Source organism: Variovorax sp. YR266, from assembly GCF_900107295.1.
Taxonomy (GTDB): Bacteria; Pseudomonadota; Gammaproteobacteria; order Burkholderiales; family Burkholderiaceae_C; genus Variovorax.
In genome coordinates, this window is the sequence record NZ_FNPM01000008.1 from 103,458 (window position 1) to 122,060 (window position 18,603).

Consider the following 18,603-nt stretch of genomic DNA (forward strand, 5'->3'; position numbering starts at 1 on the left):
CGAGTTTTCTCCAAGGGTCTCCAGGCCGATCCTTTTAGCCCGCCTCGTGCGGGCTTTTTTTATTTCCTTGTTGCATTCGTGCCGACAGCACGGCGCGCGCCGCCTCGGCAAACCCCGAGCCGCGCTCGCCCTGCGTCACGTAGCGCGGCAGGTGCTCCAGCTGCGGCACGAAGCGCGCGACGTTCGCCACGCCGATGCTGTGCGCGAAGGTGCGAAACATCAGCTGGTCGTTGGTGGAGTCGCCCACGTAGGCCCAGCGGTCCATTTCGTCGTCGAGCGTGCGGCCCCACAGCTCGCGCACGATCCAGCGCGCGCCTTCGAGCTTGTCGTTGTCGCCGTACCAGCCGTTGATGTGGATGCTGCTCACGGTTGCGTGCATGCCCTCGCCGCGCATCAGCGCCACCACCTGCGCGATGGTGGCGTCGCTGAGTTGCACGAACTCGCTGTGGTCGATGGCGATGTCGGTCTCGCGCCCCGACGAATCGGTGGCGCGCCCGACGCCCGGAAATTCGCGCTCGATGCGCGCCAGCACGGTCTGCATGCGCGCGAAGTTGGCGGCGCGGGTGGTCGCATCCTGCTGGTAGCGCTTCCAGACCCGGCCGCCGGCCGCGGGCAGCAGCGCAACTGCACCGTTCTCCGCCACGATGGCATCGACGGGCCAGGCGTTGACGAAGGGCAGGCTCCAGCCCACCGGCCGGCCGGTGATTGCCACCACCGACAGCCCTGCGGCCTTGAGATCGCCCAGCGCCTGCAGCGCATCGGGCGTGATCGCGCCGTCGTGGGTCAGCGTGTCGTCGATGTCGGTGAAGACGCCGACGAGCGCGCTGCGTGCCGTCGCCTCCCAGCGGGTCAGCGGCAACAGGTGGTGGGGCGAGGCGGGCAGCGAGGGCATGGCGAGGAATGTTGGGGAGAGTCGGTGATCGTACTTGTGCCTTCTTCGTGTAGCATCCCGCCCCCGCCGCGCCATCGAGGCCGGCGCGGCGCCCTTCATGCCTCACATCCTCGTCGACCACCTCCGCAAGACCTACCGAATCTCCGAGCGCGACCCTGGCGTGATGGGCGCGCTGCGCGGGCTCGTGCAGCGCCGCCATCGCACGGTGGAGGCGCTGTCGGGCGTCTCGTTCTCGCTCGAGCGCGGCGAGTTGCTCGGCTTCATCGGGCCGAACGGCGCGGGCAAGTCGACCACCATCAAGATCCTCTCGGGCATCCTGCGGCCCGACGGCGGGCGCGTGGAAATCGACGGGCGCGACCCGTTTGCAGACCGCGAGCGGCACGTGGCGCGCATCGGAGTGGTCTTCGGCCAGCGCACGCAGCTGTGGTGGGACCTGCCCGTGGGCGACGGCTTCGACCTGCTGCGCGACATCTACCGCGTGGACCCGGTGCGCTATCGCCATACACGCGACGAGCTGGTCGCGCTGCTGCATCTGGAGCGTGTGCTCGACCAGCCGGTGCGCCAGCTCTCGCTGGGCCAGCGCATGCGCGCAGAAATTGCTGCGGCGCTGTTGCACGAACCCGACATTCTTTTTCTCGACGAGCCGACCATCGGTCTCGATGCGCCGTCGAAACTCGCCGTGCGCGACTTCGTGCGCCGCGCCAACCGCGAGCGCGGCACCACCGTGCTGCTGACCACGCACGACATGCATGACATCGAGGCGCTGGCCCGCCGCGTGATCGTCATCGGCCACGGCCGCGTGCTGGCCGACAGCCCGGTGGAGGCGCTGCGCGCGCAGGTGATGGCCGAGCGCCGGCTGGTGGTCGACTTTGCGCAGGACGCCGAGTTGCCCGTGGAAGTGGCCGGCGCACGCGTGCATTCGCGCGACGGACAGACACTGGTGCTCGACTTCGACCCGGCGCAGACCGCCGCGCCCGCGCTGATCGCGCGCATCGCCGCCGCGCATGCGGTGGAAGACATTCGCCTCGAAGGGCTGGCGATCGAAGCCGTTATCGCGCGCTTCTATGCCATGCATGGAGCGGCCGAGGCATGACGGCGACCAGCCCGCGCGATCTTGCGAGGCCCTACTTCGCGGCCTTCGCGTCGCGCTTCCTGCAGATGCTGCAGTACCGCACCGCCGCGCTCGCCGGCTTCGCCACGCAGTGCTGGTGGGGCGGCATCAAGGTGATGGTGTTCGCGGCCTTCTACGGCCACGCGGCCACCACGGGCGCGAGCAGCTCGATGTCGCTCGCGCAGGCCATCACATACACGTGGCTCGCGCAGGGGCTGCTCGTGCTGCTGCCCTGGCTGGGCGACCCGGAGGTGGGGCAGGCGGTGCGGACCGGCGCCGTCGCCTACGACCGGCTGCGGCCCGTCGATGCCTATGCGCTGTGGTTCGCGCGCAGCGCCGGCTGGATCGCCGCGCGCGTGCTGCCGCGCGTGGCGCTGATGGCTGCGTTCGCGATGGTCGTGCTGCCGCTGGCCGGCCTCGGCGAGTGGGCCTGGCAACTGCCGGCGGGCGTGGCGGCGGGACTCGCATTCATGCTGTCGGCCGTGCTCGCGTTGCTGCTTTCGACGTCGATGGTGATGCTTCTGAATGTGGCCGCCACCGCCGCGCTCAACGAACGCGGCATCAGCGCGGTGGCCACGCCGGTGGTCATCGTGCTCTCGGGCAACCTGTTGCCGCTAGCGATGCTGCCCGATGGCTGGCAGACCGCGCTGCTGATCCAGCCGCTGGCCGGTTTGATGGACATTCCGGCTCGCCTGTACTTCGGGCAGTTGCAGGGTTGGCAGGCCGTCGGCGGCTTGGGGCTGCAGGCTTTCTGGATCGCGGTGCTCGTGGCCTTCGGCCATTTCGCCATGGGCCGCACCATGCGCGGCCTGCAGGTGCAGGGCGGGTGAACGCGATGGGATCGCTTCCGCTTTTCTTCCGCTTGGTCGGCGCCTCCCTCGGCGGACAGGCGCGCTATCCGGCCTCGGCGCTGATGCTGACCGTCGGCCAGTTCCTCGGCTCCGGCATCGAGGTGGTCGCCGTCTGGGCGCTGTTCCATCGCTTCGGCGACATGCAGGGCTGGCGCATCGGCGAGGTGGCGCTGTTCTACGGGCTGGTGAACTGCATGTTCGCGCTCGCCGATGCGCTGGGCCGCGGCTTCGACGTGCTCGGCACGGAGTTCCTGCGCACAGGTGCCTTCGACCGCCTGCTGCTGCGCCCGCGTTCGCTCGCGCTGCAGTTGATGGGCAATGACTTCCGCATCAGCCGCGCAGGGCGCTTGTTGCAGGGTGTGGCGGTGATCGTGTTCGCCACGCATCAGGCGGCCATCGCATGGACTCCGGCCACGGTGGCGATCGCCCTGTTCGCCGTTGCCGGCGGCGTCGCGCTGTTCCTCGGCATCCTGGTGCTGCAGGGCACGCTGTCGTTCTGGACCGTCGAGAGCCTGGAGATCGCCAATGTGCTGACTTACGGCGGCGTGCAGGCGGCGCAGTATCCGTTGGCGCTGTATGCGCAGTGGTTCCGCCGCGTGCTGACCTTCATCGTGCCGCTGGCCTGCGTGGCTTATTACCCGGTGCTGGCAATTCTGGGCAAGGCCGATCCGCTGGGGGCGCCCGGGTGGGTGGGCATGGTGTCGCCGCTCGCGGGATTCGTGTTTCTCGCGGCGGCGTTCGGGGCTTGGCGCTTCGGGTTGCGCCACTACGCCTCGACGGGCAGCTAGCGCGCCATCAACCGGCGCTCTGCAGCGCCAACCCCGCATGCTCCCGCAGCGGATGAAAGTGGATCTTCGGAAACCGCTCCTGCGCCAGCCGCACGTCGTACGGCGAGGTGCACAGGAAGGCCAGCGTATCGGCCGCGTCCTTGGCCATGCGCACCGGGTACGCGTTGACGAACTCGCGCAGCTCGGCCGGCGTGTCGGCCGTGATCCAGCGTGCGCCGGTGTACTGGCAACCTTCGAGCCGCACGTCGGCGTCGTACTCGGCCTTCAGGCGGTGCTGCACCACTTCAAACTGCAGTTGGCCGACCGCGCCCAGCAGCATCGGGCCGCCGACCTCGGGGCGGAACACCTGGATCGCGCCTTCTTCGCCCAACTGGGCCAGGCCCTGCTGCAGCTGCTTGGTGCGCAGCGGGTTCTTCAGGATCACGGTCATGAACAGCTCGGGCGCGAAGAAGGGCAGGCCGGTGAACTGCAGGCTCGCGCCGTCGGTGATGGTGTCGCCCAGCTGCACGCCGCCGTGCGTGGTAAAGCCCACGATGTCGCCCGCGTAGGCCTCTTCCACCGCCTCGCGGCGCTGGCTCATGAAGGTCACCACGCTGGTGGGGCGCAGTTCCTTCGAGGTGCGCTGCACCTTGAGCTTCATGCCCGGCGTGTACTTGCCCGAGGCCATGCGCACGAAGGCGATGCGGTCGCGGTGGTTGGCGTCCATGTTGGCCTGCACCTTGAAGACCACGCCCGCGAAGTCCTTGTCCTCGGGCTGGATCTCCTTCACTACCGGCTGGCGGTTGACCATGGTAGTGCTGGTGCGTGACTGCGGCGATGGCGCAAGGTCGACCAGTGCATCGAGCACTTCCATCACGCCGAAGTTGTTCACGCCGGAGCCGAAGAACACGGGCGTCTGCTTGCCGGCAAGGAAGGCTTCGCGGTCCCAGGTGGGCGATGCGCCGGTGGCCAGCTCCATGCTGTCCATGGCGGTCTCGAAGTCGGCGCCGAAGCGCTTGGTGAGCGTGTCGCGCTCGCTCAGCGGGATGGTCTCGAAGTCCTGCGGCAGACGTTCGCTGCCCGACTCGAACACCGTCATCGCCTGCGTGCGCAGGTTCATGATCCCTCGGAAGGTCTTGCCCTGGCCCACGGGCCAGGTCATGGGCACGCAGGGCATGCCGAGCTCGCGCTCCACCTCGTCGAGGATGTCCAGCGGCTCGCGCACTTCGCGGTCCATCTTGTTGACGAAAGTGATGATGGGCGTGTCGCGCTGGCGGCAGACTTCGATCAGCCGCCGCGTCTGCGCTTCCACGCCGTTGGCCGCGTCGATCACCATCAGCGCCGAGTCGACGGCGGTGAGCACGCGATACGTGTCTTCCGAGAAGTCCTTGTGGCCGGGCGTGTCGAGCAGGTTGATGACGTGGTCGCGATACAGCATCTGCATGACCGACGAGGCCACCGAGATGCCGCGCTGCTTTTCGATTTCCATCCAGTCGGAAGTGGCATGGCGCGAGGCCTTGCGCGCCTTCACCGAGCCGGCGATCTGGATCGCGCCGGAGAAAAGCAGCAGCTTTTCGGTCAGCGTGGTCTTGCCGGCGTCAGGGTGGGAAATGATCGCGAAGGTGCGGCGGCGGCGGGTTTCGGCAACAAAAGACAAGGTGGGCAATCTGCGGGGGAATGCCGCGATTTTAGAAGGGCGGCGGTTTGCGCCCCGTCCGGCCCTGGCAAGGCACCCCCGCAGACGCCTGCTTCTTTCAGGCTCCGAGCGCTTCGTTCATCCCATAAGCCCGCATCTGCGCCTCGAACCGCGCCACGTCGTGGCTCAGCACCACGAGGTCGTGCGTCACGCCCTGCCAGTCCTTCACGTGCTTGCTCAGCAGCGCCTCGGGGCGGAAGCCCAGGGCCTGGAAGACGGCGATGGCGCTGCGCTGGTCGACGGTCATGCGGGCGACGAGTTTTTCCGCCCCGCGCTCGATGGCCAGCGAGCAGGCCTCGCGCGCGAGCCGCTGGCCCAGGCCGCTGCCGCGCTGCTCGGGCGCGGCCAGCACGCGCAACTCGGCGACGTGACTGGACCACGAGTGCGGATCGCGGATCACCGCCGCGCAGCCAAGTACCGCGGCTTCGCGCACCGCGAGCACGCTGTCGATGTCGCCGCGCTCGATGGCACGCACCCAGGCGTTCATCACCTTGGGCTGGGTGATGTCGCGCGGCAAAAAGAGCAGGTCGTGCGCGGGCAGTGCCTGCGCGAAGGCCAGCACGGCCGCAGCGTCGTCCGCGGTCATCAGGCGCAGGACGATGTTGCCTTCGCTGCTCGTCACGGTGCGCGGATAGGTCCGCGAAAAGGAATCGGAAACGGCGGTGATGGTCATGTCGATCGCATTCCAAGCCATTCGTCGAGTTTGGGCCACAGCCTGCGCACTGCGTTGGGGCCGGCGGCAAGGCTGACGTGGCCGCCCTTGAGCACCACTTCTTCCTTGTCGGCCGAGCCGATGCCGGCAATCAGCGGCTGCCCCGCTTCATACGGAACGATGTGGTCGTGCTGCGCGAGCGCGTGCAGCACCGGCACCTTGATGTTCTTCAGCAGCACCTTGCGCCCGCCGAGCGTCAGTTCGCCCTTGTGCAGCTTGTTGCCCCACATGAGTTCCTTAACGGTCTGGCGGAAATACTCGCCGGCCAGCGGAAGCATCTCGGTGCCCCAGCGATCGAACATGCGGTACGACTTGACGAACTCGTCGTTGTCCATGTTGTCCCACAGTTGCACCACGCCTGCGCTGCGGCCCGCCGGGCGCAGCATGTCGAAGGAGGCGAACAGCATCTCGGGCGGCACGTTGCCTACGGTGTCGACCAGCCGGTCGACGTCGAAGTAGCGCTTGTCCGACCACGCATGGAACATCTTCATGTGGCTGAAGTCGATCGGCGTGGTGAAGAGCGCAAGGTTCTTCATTGGCCCGCCGGGGTGCAGCGCCGCATAGAGCGTGGAGAGCACGCCGCCCATGCAGTAGCCGATGAGTGTGACGTCTTCCTCGCCCGAGCGTTCCTGCACGCGCCGCAGCGAATCGGGGATGAAGTCGAGCACGTAGTCTTCGATGCGCAGGCGCTTCTCGTCGGGGCGCGGCGCGTTCCAGTCCATCATGTAGACGTCGTAGCCCTGCAGCAGCAGGTGCTCGACCATGCTCTGGCCCGGAGCGAGGTCGAGGATGTAGCCGCGGTTGGTGGTTGCCATGACGATCAGCACCGGCACGCGGTAGATCTCGTCGACCATCGGGTGGTAGTGGTACAGGCTCAGCGTGCCGCGCCGGTGGATCTCGTCCTTCGGCGTCTGGCCGACGGTGGGCGTGGCCGAGGTGAGGAAGTCCAGGCCCTTGATGTTGCGCTGGATCGCGCGCTCGATCTCAGCGCCGATGTCGGGCAGGGCGAAGGCATCGAGGGCGGGGGTCATGTGGGGCGCTTTCCTGCTGGCTTGCGCGTGCGGGCCGGCTTCGCTGTTGCGGCCGGCGGCGGGCTCGGCGGCTGGCGCGTGCGGCGCGGCTTCGGTGCGGCAGCTTGCGCAGTCGGCGCGGGGCCGGAGCCGCCTTCCACCGCACGGGCGATGCGCGCAAGGTGATCGTCGATGCGCTGCAGTTGCTCGCCCAGCACCTGGAGGTCGGCGCGCGTGGGCAGGTTCAGCAGCGTCAGGTAGCGCGCCATCAGGTCGCCCAGCGCCTTCTGCGCGGTGAGCGAGGCGTTCATGCCGCCGTGCATGCCCTGGCGGAAAGGGTCGGAGGCCATGGCTTCGTTGGCGAACTCGTTGGTGCTCTTTTCCCACTGGGCGGTGAGCTCGCGCCACATCGCCATCGGGTCGAGCGGGGAGAACTGGTTCATGGCAGGTGCTCCCTTGTCTGTCGTTCTTGTCTCAGGTGTTCGGGTGCCGCGCCGTGTGCGCCGTGTGCGCGGCAATGGCGTCGACGATCTGCGGCCACATCGGAATGGGCAGCGCGTGGCCCATGCGCGAAATGCGCAGCAGCTGCGCGCCCGGGATGGCATCGGCCACGTCCACCCCGCAGGCCACCGGCACCAGCGGATCGGCGTCGCCGTGGATCACCAGCGTTGGCACGCGCGCGTCGCGCAGCGCGGGCTTGCGGTTGCCCGAGGCCAGGATGGCCGCGAGCTGCCGTGCCACGCCGGCCGGGTTGAGGCCGCGCAGGAACACGAGCTGGGCCTTTTCGGCGTCGCGCGCCTCGTCGAGCGGAAAGTCAGACGGGCCGCGCAGCACGCGCCACACCCTGGCGTAGTGCGGCAGGTAGGCCTCGAAGGTCGTCGGCGAAGGCGTGAACAGTACGGCCATCGCCTCGGGCGTGGGCGGCGGCAGGCCCGGAGCGCCGGTGGTCGACATGATGCTGGTGAACGACAGCATGCGGTGCGGGTGGTGGATGCACAGCTCCTGCCCGATGGCGCCGCCCATCGAGGCGCCCACGATGTGGGCACGCGCGATGCCCAGCGCGTCGAGCAGCCCGACGCAGTCGGCGGCCATGTCGCGCAGGTTGTAGGGCGTTCGCAGCGGCTGGCCCGCCATCGCCTGCGCCATCAGTGCCTGGATGTCGGGCACGCCGAGGTGCGAGAGATGCGTCGAATGGCCGATGTCGCGGTTGTCGAAGCGGATCACGCGGTGCCCGCCGGCTTCGGCGAGCCGGGCGCAGAACGCGTCGTCCCACGCCACCATCTGCGCGCCGAGGCCCATGACCAGCAGCAGCGGCGGTGCACCGGCGTCGCCGAAGCTGTCCCAGGCGAGCTCGATGCCGTTGGCGCGCGTGCGCTGCTCGACGCGGGGCGGGACTGCGGTCATGGCTGCGGCCCGGCTTACTTGCGCTGCAGCAGCTTCGTCACTTCGTCCACGTTGGCCTGGATGCGCTGGCGCACCACGTCGAAGGCATCGGCCTGCGATTTGGCGGCGAGGTTGGCCAGCTCCTTGATGTCGTCGATGGCGCGCTGGAAAGACTGGCGGCCGAGTTCGTCGAGCTTGGCCAGGTTTTCCTTCGGGTCCTTGCCCGGCATTTCCTTGGCGGCGGTCTGCCATTCGGCAATCGCGCTCTTGATCATTTCGGTCTGCCGCTGCACGACGGTCTGCAGGCCCTGGTAGGACTTCTCGTTGGCCTGCATCAGCGCCGCCAGGTCCTTGCGGCCGCTCTCCAGCAGCTTGCCGGCGCCGCCGGTCAGGTTGAGGTTCTGCAGCTTGTCGGCCATGCCCTTCAGCGGATTGAGCATGTCCGCGGCGGTCGGCATTGCCGTCTTCGCGCTGGCGGTGCTGCTGCTGGCGGTGGTCTTCTTGGCGGCGGCTTTCTTGGCAGTGGCCATGGTGCGGAATCTCCTGTGACGGTGAACGGTTGGATGGCAGGGACCAGCCTGACGGCAAAAGTCCCTCGCCACGATACGCCGCACAGATGCACCGGAGGTTGCCGCAGCGACAAAAATGCCTGCGGGATTTCCCTTGGGTGCCGGGCTTCTTCTTACATCGGCGGCGCAAAGCCGTTGCGGCCGGCCGTGACGCGCAATGCCGTGGGCGTGCCGTTCTTCTCCTGCGCATTGACCAGCACGTGGGCGCCGGGCACCAGCAGCGCGTCGGTGCCGGGGCGGAAGGTGACCACGGGCACATCGGGCGGCACGATGACGGTCTTCTCGCCACCCTTGTAGGTCAGCCGCAGCTGCTGGCCGCCGCGCACCGACTTCGGCGCCGCGGCCAGGTCGGCGACCGTGGCGTTGGTCATGGTGCTCTGGGGCAGCAGGTCCCATGGGCGGTGGCCTTCGCCCGTGCCGCGCGCAGCCTCGGGGAACACCACCACTTCGAGCGCCTTCTGCGTACCGTCGGCCTGCGGCATGGCGGCGGTGCCGATGAAGCTGCCGCGCTTGATGTCGGACAGCTTGATGCGGTAGACCTCGGACACGGCCATCTCGGCCGGGCGTGCGAGCGAGACGACCTCGCCGCCGCGGTCCTGCACGACGAGGGTGTTGGCATCGACGCGCACGATGGTGCCGCGGATGCGTACGGTGTCGGGGCTTTGCGCCGATGCGGTGACCGGCAGCACGGCGGCGGTCAGGCAAAGGGCGGTGGCGGTGGTGGCGAGCAGGGCTTTGGACGCGCTGGACAGGGAAATCGGCATGGTGGCTTTCGGGGGCGATGGGAGTCCGGCCAATGTACGTCGCGGCGGCGAATCGTGCAGACCGCCGACTTAGGCCTGAATGAGCAAGAAAAAAGGCCGCACACCGCGCGATGCGGTGTGCGGCCTTTTTTACGAAGAGCCTGGAGCGTCAGTCGATCAGGCCGATTTCAAGCGCGCCGGCCGTGGCCGGGTTGCGCGAGCCGACCATCGCGAAGAGCTTGCTGCTCTGGCTTGCGAAGTGGAACGCGGTGCCGCCGAACGTTGCCGCGCGCATGTTGAGCGGGCCGATCGTGCCCATCGAACCCAGCGTCGCACTGAGCGTGGCCGTGGTGCCGTCGGGTAGCACCTGCGCGCGGGCGTAGTTGACGGCGTCGATGGACGTGCCGCCCCAGCTGCCGTTGGTGGCGCCACCGCGTGCGGCGATGGTGGGCCATGTAGAGCGCTCCGGCAGGCCGATGCGGAACTGCGAGATCGTGGGCGTCGAGGAGCTGACGCCGGCCCCGAGGTAGACGTTCTCCCCACCGATGCGTGCGATCCCGAAGTTGCCGTTGTCGGAGGGATTGGTCACGCTCACGATGTGCCAGGTGTCGACGGTCGGGCCGGCCGACACGGTGTAGGTCCGCAGGGAGGCTGCAGGGCAGTTGTCGATGCGGTAGATCCCGTTGTCGTTGCACAGGTAGAGCGTGGCGCCTCCGTTGGCGATCTGGATCTGCGTGATCGACGAATCGCCGGTGGTGGCCGTCAGGTTGATGCCCAGACGGTTGTAAACGCCGTCGAGAGCTGCCTGCGTCTTCACCAGCGCACGCGATGCGACGAACGGCCGCACACCGTAGCTCACCGGAGTGACCTGCGCGACCGCGAACGGGAACGATCCGACCACCGTGTCCGTCGCGAGACGGAAGCGCGCCGTGTTCACCGGGCTTGTGATGCGGCTGCTGTCGAAGACGAAGCTGCCGGCTTCTGCCGCGTCTTCGGCGAAGCTGCCGGAGGCGACGGTGCTGGTCTCGTCGGTCATCTCGTAGCGCTTGCTGTCGAGGTTAAGCGCCAGCGTCTGCCGCGTGCCGTTGGTGGCGTAGACCTTGTAGCGGCCATTGCGTGCGTCGGGCGCGGTGCCGGTGTCGATCAGGTTGATCTGGATGTAGCCCTGCGTGTTGGGGTTGCGCGAACCGACGACCACCGAGAGCAGGCCGTTCTGCATCGCGAAGTAGCTGCTCGCGCCGCCGCTGTTGACGGTGCGGATGCCTTCGGGCGGCAGCGGAAAGGTGCCGCCTATCGGCATCGTCAGGGTGCCGTAGGTGCCGTCCGTGCTGGTGGCTGTGCGCACCGAGTTGGCGGTGTCGATCAGGTTGCTGCCCCAACTGCCCGTGGTCGATGCGCCGATGCCGCGGGTGGTGGGCCAGTTCGAAGAGTCGGGCAGACCGATCCTCAAGAGCTGGGTGGCCGGCGCAGTCGAGCTGGTGCCCGCCGCCAGATAGACGTTCTGGCCGCCGATGCGCGCCATCCGGAACCTCACTGTGTCAGCGGCATCGGCAATGTTGGTCGCAACCCACGCGCTGTCGATGTCTGCGGCGATTGTGTAGGTTCGCTTCGACGTGGCGGGACACAAGGCGATTCGGTAGACCACGTTGTCGAGACAGATCTCGAGCGTCGTGCCGGTGCCGGAGACGCGCATGGACAGGATTTGCGAGTCCGAAGCGCCGGCGCCGTTGCGTGTTATGCCGAGGCGGTTGTAGTCGCTGTCGAGCAATGCGGCGTCAGCCACGAAGTCGCGCGCGGCTATGAAGGGCTGCGCGGCATACGCAGCGGGGCTCGAGTACGCGGTCTGGAACGGGAAGGCACCGACGATGGCGTCCGTCGTCACCCGGAAGCGCGAGGTGTTGGCCGCAGTCGTGATCCGACTGCTGGCAAAGACGTAGGTCCCCGGCTCGGTGAAGTCTTCGCTGAAAGTGCCGGACTCGGCCAGGCCGAGGTTGTCCGTCATCGTGTAGCTGCCGGCGTCGAAATCGACCGCCAGTTGCTGTTGCGTGCCATTGGCCGCGTAGACGCGATAGCTGCCGTTGCGCGCGTCCGCGCCCAGGGTCTTGCCGGCCGCGACCTCCGGCTTGCCGCTGCCGCCCGACGACAGCGAAAGGCCACCGGAGCCGCCTCCTCCTCCCCCGCAAGCCGCCAGCAAGGCGACCATGCACCAACTCGCAAGATTCCTCGTCATCCTCATTTTTGTGCCCTTTTGTTTTCAGATAGGCTCGACAACAGGCCGGTTGGCTGCTGAACCAAACCCGAGGAAATCGTAACCAGAGGTCAATGTCACTCCGAGGGTGACAAATGTCAGCCAAGCCCCGAGCATTGGCGCAGGCTCTTGCCCCGTCTACAATCCGCCGTTCCGAGGAGCGTTGCAGCGCCGTCAGGCGTGAGGCTCGGACCACACATCGCAACCACGCTCACCCGCTGTTCTTGCGGTGAGTCCGTTCCCCGTACGCAGCGGCATCTTTCAAACCAGTTTTGTTGGAGTTCCCATGAGCGCTGTTCTCAAGCCCACCCCCGTTTCGACCGCCGACCAGGCGATCGCCGACCTGTCCCTCGCCGCCTGGGGCCGCAAGGAAATCAAGATCGCGGAAACCGAGATGCCCGGCCTGATGGCCATCCGCGAAGAGTTCTCGAAGGCGCAGCCTCTGAAGGGCGCGCGCATCACGGGCTCGCTGCACATGACCATTCAAACGGCCGTGCTGATCGAGACGCTGCAGGCGCTAGGCGCGACCGTGCGCTGGGCCTCGTGCAACATCTTCTCGACGCAGGACCACGCCGCCGCCGCCATCGCCGCGGCAGGTACGCCGGTGTTCGCCATCAAGGGCGAGTCGCTGAAGGATTACTGGGACTACACCCACGCCATCTTCGACTTCGGCCCCAAGGACTCGAAGGGCGAAGGCCCGAACATGATCCTGGACGACGGCGGCGACGCCACGCTGCTGATGCACCTGGGCCAGCGCGCCGAGAAGGACCTGGGCGTGCTCGCCAACCCGGGCAGCGAGGAAGAGCGCATTCTCTTCGCCGCCATCAAGGCCAAGCTGGCCGTCGATTCGACTTGGTACACCCGCAAGTCGGCCGAGATCATCGGCGTGACCGAGGAAACCACCACCGGCGTGCACCGCCTGAACGAGATGAGCGCCAAGGGCACGCTGCTGTTCCGCGCCATCAACGTGAACGACTCGGTCACCAAGAGCAAGTTCGACAACCTGTACGGCTGCCGCGAATCGCTGGTGGACGGCATCAAGCGCGCGACCGACGTGATGATCGCCGGCAAGGTGGCCTGCGTGGCCGGCTACGGCGACGTGGGCAAGGGCTCGGCACAGGCACTGCGCGCACTGTCGGCGCAAGTGTGGGTGACCGAGATCGACCCGATCAACGCCCTGCAGGCCGCGATGGAAGGCTACAAGGTCGTGACGATGGAATATGCCGCCGACAAGGCCGACATCTTCGTGACCACCACCGGCAACAAGGACGTCATCACGCACGACACGATGGCCAAGATGAAGGACCAGGCCATCGTCTGCAACATCGGCCACTTCGACAACGAGATCGACGTCGCGTCGATCGAGAAGTACGAGTGGGAAGAAATCAAGCCGCAGGTCGACCACATCAAGTTCCCGGACGGCAAGAAGATCATCCTGCTGGCCAAGGGCCGCCTCGTGAACCTGGGCTGCGGCACGGGCCACCCGAGCTTCGTGATGTCGTCGTCGTTCGCGAACCAGACCATCGCCCAGATCGAGCTGTTCACCAAGCCCGACGCCTACCAGGCCGGCAAGGTCTACGTGCTGCCCAAGCACCTGGACGAGAAGGTCGCGCGCCTGCACCTGAAGAAGGTCGGCGCCATGCTCACCGAGCTGACCGACGCGCAGGCCGCCTATATCGGCGTAAGCAAGAACGGTCCGTACAAGCCGGACACGTACCGCTACTGATCGACAACGGATGCGCGCTGATCAACTGTTGGTGGAGCGCGGCCTGGCCGCGTCGCGTTCGCAAGCGGTGCGGCTCATTGCCGGCGGCCTGCGCTGGCGCGACGCGGGCACGAGCGACGCGTGGCGCTCGGTCGTCAAGAACAAGGACGACGTGCCCGAGTCGGCCGAGCTCGAGCTGGCCGATGCGGCCGAGGCGCGCTATGTGTCGCGCGGCGGGCTCAAGCTCGAAGGCGCGCTGGCCGAGAGCGGCATCGATCCCTCCGGCAAGCTGTGCCTCGACGTGGGCCAGTCGACGGGCGGGTTTACCGATTGCCTGCTGCAGCGCGGTGCCGCGAAGGTGGTTGGCGTCGATGTCGGCCACGGGCAGCTGCATGCACGGCTGCGCGAGGACGAGCGCGTGGTTGCCATCGAAGGCGTCAATGCGCGTGCGTTGTCGCCCGATGACCTGGAAGAAGAAGGCGAGTCGCGTTTCGACCTGATCGTTGGCGACCTCTCGTTCATTTCGCTCACGCTGGTGCTGCCGGCGGTGGTCGAATTCCTGGCGGACGACGGGCGTCTGCTGATGCTGGTCAAGCCGCAGTTCGAACTGCAGCCCGGCCAGGTCGGCAAGGGCGGCATCGTGCGCGACGAGTCGATGTATGCGGTGGTCGAAAAACGCCTGCACGATGCCTGCGAGGCGCTGGGCCTGCGGGTGCTGCAGTGGTTCGACAGCCCGATCGCCGGAGGCGACGGCAACCGCGAGTTTTTCATTCACGCCGTTCGTGCCGTCCAGGACGCGAACGACGGTTCCTAAGGAGACGCAGGTGCGCCTTCCGCTGAGTTTCGAATTCTTCCCGACCAAGACGCCCGAAGGCGCGGTCAAGCTGCGCGCCGTGCGCCAGCAGCTGTATGTGCGCAAGCCGCAGTTCTGCTCGGTCACGTACGGCGCGGGCGGCTCCACGCACCAGGGCACTTTCGGTGCGGTGCAGGAGATCCTGTCCGAAGGCGTGGACGCCGCGAGCCACTTCTCGTGCATCGGCGCCACGCGCGCCACGGTGCGCGAGCAGCTCGCCGAGCTGAAGGCCATGGGCGTCAAGCGCCTCGTGGCCCTGCGCGGCGACCTGCCGAGCGGCTATGGCATCGGCGGCGAATTCCTGTATGCGAGCGACCTCGTCGCCTTCATCCGCGAAGAGACCGGCCGAGACTTCCACATCGAGGTGGCCTGCTACCCCGAGATCCATCCGCAGGCCCGTTCGCCCGAGGCTGATCTGCAGGCCTTTGCCGCCAAGGTGAAGGCGGGCGCCGATTCGGCAATCACGCAGTACTTCTTCAGCCCCGAGGCCTACTTCCGCTTCGTCGACGACGCGCGCAAGCTGGGGCTCGACACGCCGATCGTGCCGGGCATCATGCCGATCACGAGCTCGACGCAGCTCATGCGCTTCTCGGACGCCTGCGGCGCCGAGATTCCGCGCTGGATCCGCCTGCGGCTGCAAAGCTTCGGCGACGACACGGCATCGATCAAGGCCTTCGGCCTCGACGTGGTGACCGACCTGTGTGCGCGCCTGCGCGACGGTGGCGCCCCGGCGCTGCACTTCTACACGATGAACCAGTCGGCGGCCACGCTGGCTGTACTGGAGCGCCTCGATTGAGAGGGCGCGCGGGGCTCCGTGCAGTCCTGGTCGCTGCGACCTGCGTTCTCGCCGGTTGCGCCATGCCGCCGGCCACGGACGCCGAAGGCGGAACGGGGAAGCTGCTGCCCTTGCCCCGTGCCATCGCGGTGCCGCCGGGCGCGGCGCCGCGTTCGAGCGTGCCGTCGGTGCGCTATGACCTGGCGGTGTCCGGAATGGGCGAACAGACGCCGGACGACGGCGTGCCCGGCGACGACGGGCCGCGCGAAATCTTCGAGCGCGGCGGCGCCTCCTGGTACGGCATCCAGTTCCACCAGCGCAAGACCGCCAGCGGCGAGCGCTTCGACATGACCGCCCTGACGGCGGCCCACAAGACCCTGCCTTTCAACACGCGCGTGTGCGTGCGCAGCCTCGTCAACGGCAGCGAGGTGCTGGTGCGCATCAACGACCGCGGGCCCTATGCAGCGGGTCGCGTGATCGACCTGAGCCGTGCGGCGGCCGACCGCATCGGCCTGACGGGCCTGGGCATCAAGCAGGTGGCGCTGTCGATCGTCGACCGTGAAGGGATGCGCTGTGGTGGTTTGCCGGTGGAGGCAGGCGATGCGTCGGCGCCAGTGGCGGCTGCGGCCGTGCAGCAGCGAGCCAAGTCGCCGGTGCCCGCGCGGCGCAAGGTGATCGTGCCGCCTCGTCGCCGTAAATAAGAAACGAAAAGGCGGAGGCTCAGCCGCCCGAATCGAGCGAGAAGGCGGCATGCCGGTCTTGCGCCAGGCGCTCCACCAGCTGCGGCAGCGCAGCCGCCAGCAGCGGCTTCAGCGTGTACGGCGGATTGATCAGGAACATGCCGCTGGCCGGCAGCCCCGGCCGGTGCGTTTCGCCCGACGCATCCGTCGTGATCTTGCTGGACTTGACCGTCAGCGTGGCGTGCAGCCATGACTTGCCGGCCTTGGTCGCCATCGTCTTGAGCCGGCGCGGCAGGTCGTGCGCCTCGGGGCGCGGAATGATCGGATACCAGATCGCGTAGGTGCCGGTGGCAAAGCGCTTGAGCGCCTCGGCCGCGAAATCAAGCACCCGGCCGTAGTCGGTTTTCATCTCGTAGCTGGGGTCCATCAGCACCAGTGCGCGGCGCGACGGCGGCGGCAGGAACTTGGTGGCGCTGCCGAAGCCGTCTTCGCGCAGCACCGCGATCTGGCGTCCGGCCTCGAGCTGGGCGATGTTGGCGTCCAGCGTGCGGGCGTCGGTCGGGTGCAGCTCGAACAGCTTGAGCTTGTCGTGGTCGCGCAGCAGGTGCTGCACGATGAACGGCGAACCGGGGTAGACGCGCGCGCCGCCCTTGGGGTTGAAGTCGTGGATCACGCTGAGGTAGCGGGCGATCGCATCGGCCAGCGGGGCCTCGGCTTCGGGTGCTACCTTTTTGCTAGCGGACTTCGCCGCGGGGGCGGGCGTGGTGGGCTCTTTCTTGTCTGAAAGAAGGCGCAGGATGCCGTCAGCCGCTTCGCCGCTGGTGCCGGCGTAGTCGCCGTCGAGCCGGTACAGACCGGCGCCGGCGTGAGTGTCGACGACCGTCAGGGCTGCCTCTTTTTCAAGCAGATGGTCGAGCGTGGCAATCAGCACCGTGTGCTTGAGCACGTCGGCGTGGTTGCCGGCATGGAAGGCGTGGCGGTAACTGAACATAGGGGGAGGATGGTAACGGTGTTGGGCCGCACATATGCGAATTTGCCAGCACAGGGCCATTCTTTATATAATCGCGGGCTTCGCAGCGTTTTTGTGGCCCCGCGGCGAAGACTACCTTCCCACCTAAGAGATTCCCGTCAGAGGAACGCCGACCGTGGAAAAGGGCTCGACAAACCCTCTTTTCAAGAGAAAAACTCATGACCAAAACGTTCAGCGCCAAGCCCGCTGACGTGACGCACGAGTGGTTTGTGATTGACGCGACCGACAAGGTCCTCGGACGAGTAGCCAGCGAAGTTGCTCTCCGTTTGCGCGGCAAACACAAGGCCATTTACACGCCTCACGTCGATACCGGTGACTTCATCGTCATCATCAACGCCGCGCAACTGCGCGTCACCGGCGCCAAGTCGATCGACAAGGTGTACTACCGTCACTCGGGCTACCCGGGCGGTATCACGGCGACGAACTTCCGCGACATGCAATCCAAGCACCCGGGCCGCGCCCTGGAAAAGGCTGTCAAGGGCATGCTGCCCAAGGGCCCGCTCGGTTACGCGATGATCAAGAAACTCAAGGTGTACGGTGGTGCTGAGCACCCGCATACCGCCCAACAGCCCAAAGTGCTGGAACTGTAAGGAGCCTTGAGAATGATTGGTGAATGGAACAATGGCACCGGCCGTCGCAAATCGAGCGTCGCCCGCGTGTTTCTGAAAAAAGGCACCGGCAAGATCACGGTCAACGGCAAGGACATCCAAGAGTTCTTCGGCCGCGAAACCTCGATCATGATTGCCAAGCAGCCCCTCGCGCTGACCAACAACCTCGAAGCTTTCGACGTGATGGTGAACGTGAACGGTGGCGGCGAATCGGGTCAAGCCGGCGCCACGCGCCACGGCATCACCCGTGCGCTGATCGACTACGACGCGTCGCTCAAGCCCGTCCTGAGCCAAGCCGGCTTCGTGACGCGCGATGCACGTGAAGTCGAGCGTAAGAAGGTCGGTCTGCACTCCGCCCGTCGTCGCAAGCAGTTCAGCAAGCGCTGATCCACTGTTCGCTGCGAACAAAAAGCCGCCTTCGGGCGGCTTTTTCATTGGAAGCCCTCTTGGCACAGGGGCCTCCAACCCCACTTGCATTGGGGTGCACGCCACACCCAGCCTGCCGAGAATGCGGCATTGCAGTAGCATTCGTTCCATTGGCCGCATGTCCGGCCCCCTAGGAGTTATCACCCCATGAGCGCCGTTGCCGAAAACATCCAGACCCAGATGCCCGAGCCGATCGTCTTCACAGACAGCGCGGCCGCCAAGGTGGCCGACCTGATCGCCGAGGAAGGCAATCCCGACCTGAAGCTGCGCGTGTTCGTGCAGGGTGGCGGCTGCTCCGGCTTCCAGTACGGTTTCACCTTCGATGAAATCACCAACGAAGACGACACCACCATGACCAAGAACGGCGTGTCGCTGTTGATCGACGCCATGAGCTACCAGTACCTGGTCGGCGCCGAGATCGACTACAAGGAAGACCTGCAAGGCGCCCAGTTCGTGATCAAGAACCCGAACGCCACCAGCACCTGCGGCTGCGGATCGAGCTTCTCGGCCTGATGCCTGAATGCTGCTGACCCAGCTTCCCCAA

The 18,603-nt window shown here is 67.0% G+C and carries 20 protein-coding genes and 1 riboswitch; of the genes, 10 read left to right on the forward strand and 10 right to left on the reverse strand.

The window, feature by feature from the left end; translation table 11 throughout:
• Positions 1-34: 34 nt before the first annotated feature.
• Positions 35-892, reverse strand: coding sequence for an HAD-IIB family hydrolase (locus BLW48_RS21085; protein ID WP_093177306.1), 858 nt, complete (start codon positions 890-892; stop codon positions 35-37).
• Between the two features lie 97 nt (positions 893-989).
• Here BLW48_RS21085 and BLW48_RS21090 point away from each other — a divergent pair, with 97 nt between their 5' ends.
• From BLW48_RS21090 to BLW48_RS21100, 3 genes are read left to right on the forward strand one after another with little or no spacing between them, the layout of a single operon-like run.
• A complete protein-coding gene (locus tag BLW48_RS21090; protein WP_093177307.1) occupies positions 990-1,985 on the forward strand; it encodes an ABC transporter ATP-binding protein in 996 nt (331 codons plus the stop codon).
• Entirely contained in the window at positions 1,982-2,833 is an 852-nt protein-coding gene (locus BLW48_RS21095; protein ID WP_093177309.1) for an ABC transporter permease, read from the forward strand. The genes BLW48_RS21090 and BLW48_RS21095 overlap by 4 nt, the downstream gene beginning before the upstream one ends.
• A 5-nt stretch (positions 2,834-2,838) precedes the next feature.
• Positions 2,839-3,642, forward strand: a complete 804-nt coding sequence (locus tag BLW48_RS21100) for an ABC transporter permease (RefSeq protein ID WP_093177311.1) — start codon at positions 2,839-2,841, stop codon at positions 3,640-3,642.
• 7 nt (positions 3,643-3,649) lie between these two features.
• Here the strand turns inward: BLW48_RS21100 and BLW48_RS21105 are convergent, their stop codons facing one another.
• From BLW48_RS21105 to BLW48_RS21140, 8 genes are all read right to left on the reverse strand, one after another.
• Positions 3,650-5,278, reverse strand: a complete 1,629-nt coding sequence (locus BLW48_RS21105) for a peptide chain release factor 3 (protein WP_093056711.1) — start codon at positions 5,276-5,278, stop codon at positions 3,650-3,652.
• Between the two features lie 97 nt (positions 5,279-5,375).
• Complete coding sequence (locus BLW48_RS21110) at positions 5,376-5,990, reverse strand: GNAT family N-acetyltransferase (protein ID WP_093056710.1); 615 nt, start codon at positions 5,988-5,990, stop codon at positions 5,376-5,378.
• Complete coding sequence (locus BLW48_RS21115; RefSeq protein WP_093177312.1) at positions 5,987-7,060, reverse strand: alpha/beta fold hydrolase; 1,074 nt, start codon at positions 7,058-7,060, stop codon at positions 5,987-5,989. The genes BLW48_RS21110 and BLW48_RS21115 overlap by 4 nt, the downstream gene beginning before the upstream one ends.
• Positions 7,057-7,482, reverse strand: a complete 426-nt coding sequence (locus BLW48_RS21120; RefSeq protein ID WP_093177314.1) for a hypothetical protein — start codon at positions 7,480-7,482, stop codon at positions 7,057-7,059. Before BLW48_RS21120 ends, BLW48_RS21115 begins: the two co-directional genes overlap by 4 nt.
• Before the next feature lie 31 nt (positions 7,483-7,513).
• A complete protein-coding gene (locus tag BLW48_RS21125; RefSeq protein ID WP_093177316.1) occupies positions 7,514-8,443 on the reverse strand; it encodes an alpha/beta fold hydrolase in 930 nt (309 codons plus the stop codon).
• 14 nt (positions 8,444-8,457) lie between these two features.
• On the reverse strand, positions 8,458-8,952 hold the full coding sequence (gene phaP, locus BLW48_RS21130) for a TIGR01841 family phasin (RefSeq protein ID WP_093177318.1): 495 nt from the start codon (positions 8,950-8,952) through the stop codon (positions 8,458-8,460).
• A 152-nt stretch (positions 8,953-9,104) separates the two neighbouring features.
• Entirely contained in the window at positions 9,105-9,755 is a 651-nt protein-coding gene (locus BLW48_RS21135; protein ID WP_093177320.1) for a hypothetical protein, read from the reverse strand.
• A gap of 148 nt (positions 9,756-9,903) precedes the next feature.
• On the reverse strand, positions 9,904-11,937 hold the full coding sequence (locus BLW48_RS21140; protein WP_093177322.1) for a hypothetical protein: 2,034 nt from the start codon (positions 11,935-11,937) through the stop codon (positions 9,904-9,906).
• A gap of 194 nt (positions 11,938-12,131) precedes the next feature.
• A riboswitch (S-adenosyl-L-homocysteine riboswitch) is annotated at positions 12,132-12,202 on the forward strand.
• Between the two features lie 66 nt (positions 12,203-12,268).
• Here BLW48_RS21140 and ahcY point away from each other — a divergent pair.
• From ahcY to BLW48_RS21160, 4 genes are all read left to right on the forward strand, one after another.
• Positions 12,269-13,708, forward strand: a complete 1,440-nt coding sequence (gene ahcY, locus BLW48_RS21145; RefSeq protein ID WP_093078405.1) for an adenosylhomocysteinase — start codon at positions 12,269-12,271, stop codon at positions 13,706-13,708.
• 10 nt (positions 13,709-13,718) lie between these two features.
• The gene (locus BLW48_RS21150) at positions 13,719-14,501 is read left to right on the forward strand and encodes a TlyA family RNA methyltransferase (protein WP_093177323.1); all 783 of its coding nucleotides are present in this window, start codon (positions 13,719-13,721) and stop codon (positions 14,499-14,501) included.
• 10 nt (positions 14,502-14,511) lie between these two features.
• Complete coding sequence (gene metF, locus BLW48_RS21155; protein WP_093056701.1) at positions 14,512-15,336, forward strand: methylenetetrahydrofolate reductase [NAD(P)H]; 825 nt, start codon at positions 14,512-14,514, stop codon at positions 15,334-15,336.
• Between the two features lie 62 nt (positions 15,337-15,398).
• Complete coding sequence (locus BLW48_RS21160; protein ID WP_093078408.1) at positions 15,399-16,016, forward strand: septal ring lytic transglycosylase RlpA family protein; 618 nt, start codon at positions 15,399-15,401, stop codon at positions 16,014-16,016.
• A gap of 19 nt (positions 16,017-16,035) precedes the next feature.
• Here BLW48_RS21160 and BLW48_RS21165 read toward each other — a convergent pair whose 3' ends face one another.
• Complete coding sequence (locus BLW48_RS21165) at positions 16,036-16,986, reverse strand: 23S rRNA (adenine(2030)-N(6))-methyltransferase RlmJ (RefSeq protein WP_093177325.1); 951 nt, start codon at positions 16,984-16,986, stop codon at positions 16,036-16,038.
• A gap of 197 nt (positions 16,987-17,183) precedes the next feature.
• Here BLW48_RS21165 and rplM point away from each other — a divergent pair, with 197 nt between their 5' ends.
• From rplM to erpA, 3 genes are all read left to right on the forward strand, one after another.
• Positions 17,184-17,615 carry a 50S ribosomal protein L13 gene (gene rplM / locus BLW48_RS21170; protein WP_028259766.1) on the forward strand — a complete coding sequence of 144 codons (432 nt, stop codon included), beginning with the start codon at positions 17,184-17,186 and terminating at the stop codon, positions 17,613-17,615.
• Between the two features lie 12 nt (positions 17,616-17,627).
• Positions 17,628-18,020 carry a 30S ribosomal protein S9 gene (gene rpsI, locus BLW48_RS21175; protein WP_093056698.1) on the forward strand — a complete coding sequence of 131 codons (393 nt, stop codon included), beginning with the start codon at positions 17,628-17,630 and terminating at the stop codon, positions 18,018-18,020.
• Positions 18,021-18,206: 186 nt separating this feature from the next.
• Positions 18,207-18,572, forward strand: a complete 366-nt coding sequence (gene erpA / locus BLW48_RS21180; protein ID WP_007827949.1) for an iron-sulfur cluster insertion protein ErpA — start codon at positions 18,207-18,209, stop codon at positions 18,570-18,572.
• Positions 18,573-18,603 lie beyond the last annotated feature (31 nt).

Excerpts from the sequence above, each read along its gene's own strand:
- BLW48_RS21085 (WP_093177306.1), bottom strand. The coding sequence starts at position 892 with ATGCCCTCGCTGCCCGCCTCGCCCCACCACCTGTTGCCGCTGACCCGC.
- BLW48_RS21090 (WP_093177307.1), top strand. The coding sequence starts at position 990 with ATGCCTCACATCCTCGTCGACCACCTCCGCAAGACCTACCGAATCTCC.
- BLW48_RS21095 (WP_093177309.1), top strand. The coding sequence starts at position 1,982 with ATGACGGCGACCAGCCCGCGCGATCTTGCGAGGCCCTACTTCGCGGCC.
- BLW48_RS21100 (WP_093177311.1), top strand. The coding sequence starts at position 2,839 with ATGGGATCGCTTCCGCTTTTCTTCCGCTTGGTCGGCGCCTCCCTCGGC.
- BLW48_RS21110 (WP_093056710.1), bottom strand. The coding sequence starts at position 5,990 with ATGACCATCACCGCCGTTTCCGATTCCTTTTCGCGGACCTATCCGCGC.
- BLW48_RS21115 (WP_093177312.1), bottom strand. The coding sequence starts at position 7,060 with ATGACCCCCGCCCTCGATGCCTTCGCCCTGCCCGACATCGGCGCTGAG.
- BLW48_RS21120 (WP_093177314.1), bottom strand. The coding sequence starts at position 7,482 with ATGAACCAGTTCTCCCCGCTCGACCCGATGGCGATGTGGCGCGAGCTC.
- BLW48_RS21125 (WP_093177316.1), bottom strand. The coding sequence starts at position 8,443 with ATGACCGCAGTCCCGCCCCGCGTCGAGCAGCGCACGCGCGCCAACGGC.
- phaP (WP_093177318.1), bottom strand. The coding sequence starts at position 8,952 with ATGGCCACTGCCAAGAAAGCCGCCGCCAAGAAGACCACCGCCAGCAGC.
- BLW48_RS21135 (WP_093177320.1), bottom strand. The coding sequence starts at position 9,755 with ATGCCGATTTCCCTGTCCAGCGCGTCCAAAGCCCTGCTCGCCACCACC.
- BLW48_RS21140 (WP_093177322.1), bottom strand. The coding sequence starts at position 11,937 with ATGGTCGCCTTGCTGGCGGCTTGCGGGGGAGGAGGAGGCGGCTCCGGT.
- ahcY (WP_093078405.1), top strand. The coding sequence starts at position 12,269 with ATGAGCGCTGTTCTCAAGCCCACCCCCGTTTCGACCGCCGACCAGGCG.
- BLW48_RS21150 (WP_093177323.1), top strand. The coding sequence starts at position 13,719 with ATGCGCGCTGATCAACTGTTGGTGGAGCGCGGCCTGGCCGCGTCGCGT.
- BLW48_RS21160 (WP_093078408.1), top strand. The coding sequence starts at position 15,399 with ATGCCGCCGGCCACGGACGCCGAAGGCGGAACGGGGAAGCTGCTGCCC.
- BLW48_RS21165 (WP_093177325.1), bottom strand. The coding sequence starts at position 16,986 with ATGTTCAGTTACCGCCACGCCTTCCATGCCGGCAACCACGCCGACGTG.
- rplM (WP_028259766.1), top strand. The coding sequence starts at position 17,184 with ATGACCAAAACGTTCAGCGCCAAGCCCGCTGACGTGACGCACGAGTGG.
- rpsI (WP_093056698.1), top strand. The coding sequence starts at position 17,628 with ATGATTGGTGAATGGAACAATGGCACCGGCCGTCGCAAATCGAGCGTC.
- erpA (WP_007827949.1), top strand. The coding sequence starts at position 18,207 with ATGAGCGCCGTTGCCGAAAACATCCAGACCCAGATGCCCGAGCCGATC.